Origin of the sequence: Arsenophonus endosymbiont of Bemisia tabaci Q2, assembly GCF_902713415.1 — a bacterium.
In the GTDB taxonomy this organism is placed as follows: domain Bacteria; phylum Pseudomonadota; class Gammaproteobacteria; order Enterobacterales; family Enterobacteriaceae; genus Arsenophonus.
The window spans coordinates 1-8,220 of the sequence record NZ_CACTIE010000149.1 but is presented as its reverse complement, the minus strand read 5'-3'; the positions used below and the strand labels follow the sequence as shown (position 1 = coordinate 8,220).

Annotated in this window: 5 protein-coding genes and 5 pseudogenes; 8 read left to right on the top strand and 2 right to left on the bottom strand. The window is 33.2% G+C overall.

Translation table 11 applies throughout. The features are described from left to right. Positions 1–355: 355 nt before the first annotated feature. Positions 356–481 (top strand): annotated as a pseudogene (locus ARSQ2_RS14905) (YebF family protein); the annotation flags it as partial. A gap of 112 nt (positions 482–593) precedes the next feature. On the opposite strand, the pseudogene ARSQ2_RS08170 reads toward ARSQ2_RS14905, so the two are convergent. Next, positions 594–824 (bottom strand): annotated as a pseudogene (locus ARSQ2_RS08170) (DNA polymerase III subunit theta). Between the two features lie 255 nt (positions 825–1,079). On the opposite strand from ARSQ2_RS08170, the pseudogene ftnA reads away from it, so the two are divergent. Together ftnA and ARSQ2_RS08160 are read left to right on the top strand one after the other, a co-directional pair. After that, positions 1,080–1,590 (top strand): annotated as a pseudogene (gene ftnA, locus ARSQ2_RS08165) (non-heme ferritin). A 254-nt stretch (positions 1,591–1,844) separates the two neighbouring features. Further along, positions 1,845–2,153, top strand: coding sequence for a DUF2511 domain-containing protein (locus ARSQ2_RS08160; RefSeq protein ID WP_420837758.1), 309 nt, complete (start codon positions 1,845–1,847; stop codon positions 2,151–2,153). Positions 2,154–2,508: 355 nt separating this feature from the next. Here the strand turns inward: ARSQ2_RS08160 and ARSQ2_RS08155 are convergent. Next, a pseudogene (locus ARSQ2_RS08155) lies at positions 2,509–2,744 on the bottom strand (DUF1480 family protein). Between the two features lie 699 nt (positions 2,745–3,443). Between ARSQ2_RS08155 and ARSQ2_RS08150 the strand changes: the two are divergent. The 5 genes and pseudogenes from ARSQ2_RS08150 (at position 3,444) to ARSQ2_RS08130 (ending at position 8,197) form a co-directional block, all read left to right on the top strand. Beyond that, a complete protein-coding gene (locus tag ARSQ2_RS08150; protein WP_181994985.1) occupies positions 3,444–3,890 on the top strand; it encodes a GAF domain-containing protein in 447 nt (148 codons plus the stop codon). 95 nt (positions 3,891–3,985) lie between these two features. Beyond that, positions 3,986–4,711 carry an RNA chaperone ProQ gene (gene proQ, locus ARSQ2_RS08145; protein WP_181994983.1) on the top strand — a complete coding sequence of 242 codons (726 nt, stop codon included), beginning with the start codon at positions 3,986–3,988 and terminating at the stop codon, positions 4,709–4,711. 19 nt (positions 4,712–4,730) lie between these two features. After that, positions 4,731–6,788, top strand: coding sequence for a carboxy terminal-processing peptidase (gene prc, locus ARSQ2_RS08140; protein ID WP_181994982.1), 2,058 nt, complete (start codon positions 4,731–4,733; stop codon positions 6,786–6,788). Between the two features lie 724 nt (positions 6,789–7,512). Next, positions 7,513–7,779, top strand: coding sequence for an FAD assembly factor SdhE (gene sdhE / locus ARSQ2_RS08135; RefSeq protein WP_181994981.1), 267 nt, complete (start codon positions 7,513–7,515; stop codon positions 7,777–7,779). Continuing rightward, positions 7,760–8,197 (top strand): annotated as a pseudogene (locus tag ARSQ2_RS08130) (protein YgfX). The gene sdhE and the pseudogene ARSQ2_RS08130 overlap by 20 nt, the downstream one beginning before the upstream one ends. Positions 8,198–8,220 lie beyond the last annotated feature (23 nt).

Below are 8,220 nucleotides of genomic sequence, written 5' to 3'. Positions count from 1 at the left end.
GCTCATATAAATAATGTCATCAAAATTAAGTCGGTTAGCTATAACATTTTTTATGTTATTGCATATTCTTGATATGATGGATATGCCTTTATACCGTTAATTATACTTACTTTTTATAAGAAAATGTTTAGGAGTAAATTAAAGTGATGAAGATGCTTTTTATGTTGCTAGCTATGATATTATCCACGTTATTATCTTTTTCAATAATACCTCAGGATATTGAAATTAATGAGGGAAAAACGGCTAAATTCATCAATTGTGATAATTTAAACCCAGAGTAAATTGGTGCAAAAGTGAAGAATGATTTTATTCAAACTCGCTTGCCTTACTGGAATAAGGATAAAAGTTACTTGGTGGTTCGAATGTAATTGCATGGATAAATAAGAATAGCATTATAGCAATCAAACATGGTTATAGAATCCTTTTGAGCGTTAGGGGTACGAAAAAAGATGTTAGCTATCAGGTGATTGTTAATTGCTAGGATGAAACCATTACTTATCAAATTAAAAGCGATTAGCGATTAATAAATTAATAAATTAATAAATTAATAACAAAAAGTTGTCAACATATTAACATTTATGGTTATTTTTATATTAGCCTTTTCGTGGATCGTAAGGTAATTCATCCAGAGTATGAGAAATTTTGCGAAATAGCTTAAGCCGCTTACGAAAATGCTCTCGCAAATGCACCGCTTGCTCTGCTTCAACTCTATCGGCAATAACCGGCATATTGTATCTTTCCTTAAATGCCACACTTGCAGCGGCAAGATCAAGATTTAGTTTTTCCCTCCCCTCTTATGCTAATTCGGCGAGATTGTAGCTCATACCTGTATTTTCGACCCTATTAAATATGATTTCTACATTAATTTTAGTAAACGAAACATAGTTTTTCTTGAATAAATATGTAACTATTTATTATTTCTATAATATTTTAATAGTGATTGTAATGAAAGTGATCTATTTTAGGGCATTATTTTGATCAAATAATGGTTAATTTTAGTTTTATTTTAATTACAACACCTTTATCATTGGTATAACTGAAGATAATAAAATTGAACTTTATTTAAAAACATAGGAAATGTGTACAATGTACAGCAAGAAATAGTTAAAAAATTGAATAAACAGATTAACTTAGAGTTTTTTTCAGCAAATTTCTATCTGCAAATGAGTGCATGGTGTAATTATAAAGGTTTTGAAGGAGCAGCGGTGTTTTTAAAAACGCATTCTCAGGAAGAGAATGGGGCATATGCAACGTTTATTTAATTATCTTAGCGATACTGGTGAAATGCCGATATTAGGTCAAATTGATGCTCCGCCTGCGGAATTTAATTCTGTAAAAGAAGGTTTTGAAAAAACCTATTAACATGAACAAAATATTACACATGAAATTAATGCTCTTGTACATCTGGCATTGGAGATGAAAGACTACTCGACATTTAATTTTTTGCAGTGGTATGTTGCAGAACAACATGAAGAAGAAAAGTTATTCAAATCAATTTTGGATAAGTTTGAGTTAGTTGGCGAAGATGGTAAATCACTATTTTTATCAGATAAAAAGTTGAAAGCAATTTCTAGCGCTGTGCATGTTTAATTTATAACTTCCCACTTTGAGCACCAGTGAGAAATTTATTTTCTCTACTATCATTTAGCATTTTATTTTATCTGTTTTAAACAATTCAAAAAATAAAAAACGGTTATAAACATTATTTCTGATAATATGAATGATATTGTAAGTAATTGTATCTCATTATTATGAATTATAAGGAAATAAAGTTTAGTAGGTTGGTATTACTATTAACAGTAACAGTAACAGTAACAGTAACAGTAACAGTAACAGTAACAGTAATAATCTCTTTTCCGGTAATTTCATCCCCACCCATTATAACGGTTAGTAAAAAACAGTTTGGTGATAAATGGATTTTTAAGCGCGAGGAAGTAATGCTTGAGTGTCGCGCCAATGGCGCATTATTGGTTATAAATCCTAGTACCTTAATGCAATATCTTCTTAATAGTATAGGGGCAGAGCAGATGAAAAAGAGTGAAATTATCGCATCACCACTTTCAACTATATTACACAAACCGGCAGATTTATCAGAGCAGAAAATAGACATAACTCGGATACTCAAAACCGCGCAAAATCTTTTTAAAAACTAATTAAAAATTATTGTTTGTCTTATAATTTTTATCGAAATAGTTTTGTTTTTAATTTTATTTAAACGAATCCGATTTTTAAAAATTATTAATTTTGACTATCAACATTAAACATATCGAATATTGAATTTGAGGAAAGTAACGGCACCAAATTTAATTTTATTAGTAAATATTTTTTCTATGAAAAAATTAATATAATAAATATGTTTTTGTTACTAGCTAATTTTGTAACTGACAGCTAGTGTTAAATTGCATTTTGTTACGTCTCTATGACAAATTTTAGCGCACGGCTCTCTAAAGCCATTTCCCAAGACCGAGTATTGGAATTAGCTCGGTCTCTTTTTTAATACTGATATGACTAAACTGTTCTCATAATCCAATGATCCTTTTTTTATCATAATACTGGCGATAGACAAGAACAGGTTTATTATCTAGTGTGGCCGGAATGCTTGTATTTTCATTCCAGCCATCAAGTTGCATACAAAATTCAGTATCTAATTATTCACAAGGGATACTGATAGTGTTTTCAGCTGCGTCAGCCAAGAGTGCATCATCAATAGCGTAGGTGAAAATTTTTAGTTTTGCTCTCTTCATCTGTGATCCTCACTAATTATTTAAAATGTTAATAAATCGCTATAGATACTTTAAGTTTTTAGAATAGTATAAATGGAACGCTTTTCCAAAATTATTGGGATGGTGGTAAACGGGGCTTTTACTATTACTTATTGAAAGTTAACAGTTTTAAATAACTTTTATGTTAAAAACTGTACCTTAGACGAAATTATAAGCGACTAAATTACAAATAAATTGCGATGAATCAATATTGCTAATTTAAATACAAACAGGGCTTAGGTTAATATAGCTGGGCGACATTAAAATGATTACAAGTAATTACTCTATATTAGTAAATTTATATTGGAGAAAACATATATTTTGTAATCAAAATTAAGACGCTTAGCTATAGAATAAAAAGATAGCCGAAAATGATTATCGCCGGTTTTTTTATATGTTATTACTGAAAATGCTTATAATTTTTTTATTGAAACTTTTTTATATTTAATAATTAGCTAAAATTTGAATTAATTTTCATTTATTGTGTGATTTGACCGGCCAGTTAAATTACAATAAGTTAAAAAATATAACGATTAATATAGCGAATTGTTAACCTAGAGAGATAAAAAATCGCCATATTGGTGATTTATTTACCAGATGACTATATGTAGAATTTGATAAACAGGATGTTATGCGAAAAAAGTCTTTTATCATGATCTTTCATGTGATTTAACTAACTTAATTGCAGGTGAATATGACTTTATTGCCACGCTTGCAAATACGAGTGCACTGCTGTTTGAAAGATTGGATAATATTAATTGGCTAAGGTTTTATCTGAAAAGTCATGATACGCTTGTGCTTGGCCCTTTTCAGGGCAAGGTCGCATGTGTACGTATTGCGCAAGGAAAAGGTGTTTGTGGGACTGCTTTTATGGAAAATAGAATACAGCGTATTGCTAATGTTCATTCTTTTACTGGGCACATTGCTTGCGATAGTCTCAGTAGTTCAGAGATAGTTTTGCCGCTAGCAGTCAATGGACAGTTAATTGGCGTATTAGATATTGATAGTCCTATTTTTGATCGTTTTGATGAAGAGGATGAAAATGGTCTGGAAGCCTTAGTTGTAATACTTTGTAACCACTTGAAAGCGTGTGTTATACCAAAATATCCACAAATTAATGTAATTTAACAGTTGGTTTGCGTGGCAATTGTCTGCAACGCTATTATAATAGCGCCTGTTAATGCCTGCGTTGGTTGGCAAAACCGTTGTAATCAGGAAATTTCATGGAAAATCAACCTAAGTTGAATAATAGTAGTAAAGAAATAATTGCTTTTTTGGCTAAGCGTTTTCCTCAATGCTTTATTGCTGAAGGTGAGGCTCGTCCACTGAAGATTGGAATCTTTCAGGATATTGTGGTAAGACTTACTCAAGAGGATGGTATCAGTAAAACTCAATTGCGATCTGCTTTGCGAATGTATACTTCTAGTTGGCGTTATCTGTATGGTGTCAAAGAAGGTGCTAAACGTGTTGATTTGGATGGCAATGATTGCGGTGATCTGGAATCAGAACATGTGGAGTATGCGCGTCAGCAGCTAATGGATGCAAAGGCTCGTATTCAGGATCAACGAACAGAGCAAAAAGTAAGAAAACGGGAATTTCAACAGAAAGTCCAGAAGGTAGACAGCGAAAAGATCTTATCGGCAACTTCTAGTAAGAAAAGTGAGTCTTCTCGCTCAACGACTAAGACTAAGGAAATAAATAAAAAACATAAACATCATTCTTATTCTAAAAATCAAGCTAAAAAAACTCATAATAGTAAAATGGCCAATCTAGCCAAATTACAGTCTGTAACGGATATTTCTACATTAAAAGTTGGTCAAGTATTAAAGGTTATGGTTGGCCAAAGTATCGTAGATGCGTCAGTGCTTGAGATAGCTAAGGATGGTGTTCGGGTACAATTGACGACAGGATTGGCAATGATCGTACGCGCTGAGCATTTAAAATTCTGATACGGAGGCCAATCACGGCATGAATAATTATATTAAACTGGCTTTTGTGTTTGGTATAACTGCAATGGCTACGTCATTCGCAGATACTGTAGCGCCTCCAACACTAATAACAACTCAGAAGCTTCCTCAGCTTCAACAGGAACGCCAGCATGCCATTATTAGCGAAAGAGTTCTTTCAAGTTTTACCCGTTCTCACTATCGCCAATTTAATTTGGATGAAAACTTTTCTAGTAAGATTTTTGTTCGTTATTTAAATCTGTTGGATTATAGCCATAATGTTTTTTTACAATCGGATATTGACAAATTTGCTAGTGAGAAAAGCAATGTAGGAAAGCAGCTTGAAACTGGTCATCTAAATGAGCTTTATGCAATATTTAATTTAGCTCAACAGCGTCGCTATGAACGTTTTCAATATGCTTTATCGCGGCTTAATGTGCCGCTAGATTTTGCTAATAACGATGTCATTGAAGTTGATAGAAGTAAAGCGCCTTGGGCTAAAACCGTTGAGGAGCTAAATAAGCTGTGGGATGCAAAAGTTAAGTTTGATTGCTTGAATCTTAAGTTGTCAGCTAAAAATGACAGCGAAATTAAACCAATATTAACAAAACGCTATAATTTTGCATTAAAACGGCTTGCGCAAACGCAAAGTGAAGATGTTTTTCAGTTTATTATGAATGCTTTTGCTAGAGAAATAGATCCGCATACTAACTATCTCTCTCCTCGTAATACCGAACAGTTTAACTCAGAAATGAGTTTGTCATTGGAGGGAATAGGCGCAGTACTTCGGCAAGATGAAGATTATATTATTATCAACTCAATAGTGGCGGGTGGTCCGGCAGCAAAAAGTAAATTATTAAAGGTCGGCGATAAGATTATTGGTGTAGCCCAAACGGGTAAGTCGATCACAGATGTTGTTGGCTGGCGACTAGATGATGTTGTTGCTCTTATCAAAGGACCTAAAAGTAGTAAGGTTAAGGTACGTCTTGAAGTTATTTCAGATTCAAAACGCGCCAAGCCACATAGCGTGACATTAATTCGTGAGCATATTCGACTGGAAGATAGGGCGGTGAAACTCACGATCAAAAATGTTGGCAAGAAAAAAGTTGGCGTACTTGATATTCCCAGTTTTTATGTTGGATTAACTAATGATGTTAAAACACAATTACAAAAAATGGCTAAAAGTCATGTCACGGCACTTGTCATTGATTTACGTGGCAATGGCGGTGGTGCTTTAACCGAAGCAGTGTCATTATCCGGTTTATTTATTCCAAGTGGTCCAATTGTTCAGGTACGTGATAACAACGGTAAAATTCGTCAGGATGTGCATGATGATGATATCGTTTATCATAAAGGCCCACTTACGGTATTAATTGATCGCTTTAGTGCATCAGCGTCAGAAATTTTTGCGGCTGCAATGCAGGATTATGGTCGTGCGTTAATTGTTGGAGAATCATCTTTTGGTAAGGGTACCGTTCAGCAATATCATCCTTTAAGTCGTGTCTATGATCATATCTTACGTCGAGATTGGCCGGCTTTAGGCTCTATCCAATATACCATTCAGAAGTTTTACCGCATCAATGGTGGTAGTACCCAGCGCAAAGGTGTTACACCGGATATCGTTATGCCAACGGGTATCGATCCAGCTGAAACGGGTGAGAATTTTGAAGATAATGCCTTACCTTGGGATAGCATTATGCCTGCTAGCTATAGTGTTGTCGGTAATATTAACCAATATGTTGCTAATTTAATTGCTAATTACAAGGAACGCATAGCGAAAAATCCTGAGTTTAAATATATTGAGGAAGATATTGCCCGCTATCGCGCTATGAAGGCGAGTAAAAATATTATTTCGCTTAATTATGTTAAGCGTGAAAAGGAAAATCGAGAAGCGGACACAATTAAATTAAGTCGTATTAATGAACGCTTTGATCGACAAGGGAAAGCACCATTAAAAACGATAGATGATTTACCTAAAAATTATGAATTACCAGATCCCTATCTTGATGAAACAGTGAAAATTGGAGTTGATCTGGCAGATTTGCAAGCGTCCTACCAGACCCACCAGACTAAAAAATAATTAAAATTCATTTTTATACTAAAAAACCAGCTATTGCTGGTTTTTTAGTATAAAAAGTTGGTTAATGTTTAAAAAAAATTTTCACATTAACTTAATGTTATTTATCTTTACATTTTTAATCATAAGAGATAACTCGCTTATTTAAGTGATTACTAGATCATTTTCGATATGATCTAAATATAGTCGTCTAAATGACATATTAAAATATCGGTTTATTATTTATGTTTGATATTATTTATTTCATACTCACTCGCTATTAGCGACAAATTCTTTTATGGAATTAGCTTATATTTATTTTTAACTCATCGACAATATTCGGTAATAACAAATTAATTTACAAAGCAAACTCTAGTAAAGTCCTGTAAGTTTGGTGACCAAGTTGTGCCATAGGTACATCCTGCTTTTAGATCATGTATAGCTAAGCAACTTAATTTTGATTACACCATATTGAGTGCGAACAAAATATCTGTGTCGCATCCGAGCGCTCTTTTTTGCATTTATAGCTAAGCGTCTTAATTTTGATTACAAAATATATCTTTTTATCCAATATAAATTTAATGATATAAAGTAATTACTTGTAATCATTTTAAAGTCGCCCAGCTATAGTTGTGGTTTTTACAAAAATGTTACTTAAATCATTTCGATATTGATGAGAATTTCCTACGCTAAATTCTGATATGGAATCAAAAATTATTCACAAAAGTTTTTTAGGTTATTTTATCGTATGGATGTCAATAATAAACCCAGGATCCACTGGGCTTGTCGGAGAGGAATGCGTGAGTTGGACATCGCCATTATGCCTTTTTTTGAATATGAATATGATTCACTCACAGAGGATGAGAAATGTCTGTTTGTTCGTTTACTAGAGTGTGCAGATCCTGATTTGTTCAACTGGTTGATGAATCATGGACGTCCTGATGATGATGGTCTTTATCATATGATTCAATTGATACAGAGTAGAAATAAACAATGTGGTTCTTTGGAAATTTAATATCAATGTTTCGTGGCTGATACAGCTTTTTTCAACGAGTGTTCATGTGGGAATTGGCTTGTTAGTTTTCTTTTCATCTTTGCCGCCAAATAATCTGGTCACTTGGTTGATAGCGACCTTATTAATTGTGGAAAGTTGGGTAAGGAGTCAAAAAAATATAAGTCGTTGTAAAGGTAGTTTAGCTTTAATTAATGGTAATAAGATACAGTGAAAGAAAAGTGAATGGCTGATTGTTAAAAAACCTTGGTTTTGCTTATTTGGTATAAAACTTACTCTTCGTTCATTGCAATGTAATAAGCGGATTCAGTTATGGATTACTTCAGATAGTATGCCAGAAGAGGAGTCGCGCAATTTAAATCAATTGTTGTTGCAGTACTCTGATATTTCATATGAATATGAAATAGAAGCCTTATTATAAGGGTTCTATAGCTAAGCGACTTA